At 63.8% G+C, this 246-nt stretch carries 1 protein-coding gene; it reads right to left on the bottom strand.

All coding sequences use genetic code 11. The annotated features are described in order from the left end of the window. Positions 1-4 precede the first annotated feature (4 nt). Positions 5-246: hypothetical protein (locus AAEY98_RS22575; protein WP_351019865.1), on the bottom strand; the 242-nt coding region annotated here is incomplete at its 5' end.

Raw genomic sequence — 246 nt, 5'->3', positions numbered from 1 at the left:
CTTCCTACTCACAGCTATCAACCCACACCAAACACACCCCACAATCACTCCACACCCCCCCACCCCCACCCCCACCCCCCACCCCCACCACCCCCACCCCCACCCCCCCCCCCCCCCACCCCAACCCCCCCCCCAACGCAACGCCACGACAACCCCCATGACCAACCGAACCACACCCCCCGGCGGTGATCACCCTGCAGAAGTTACCAACAAAACTGGATGAAAACGCACTCTCAAATCCCACAT

It is taken from the genome of Shewanella sp. AC91-MNA-CIBAN-0169, assembly GCF_040310165.1.
Classification (GTDB): domain Bacteria; phylum Pseudomonadota; class Gammaproteobacteria; order Enterobacterales; family Shewanellaceae; genus Shewanella.
Note: the sequence above shows the minus strand (reverse complement) of the source record. Positions and strands in the feature narration are given on the sequence as shown.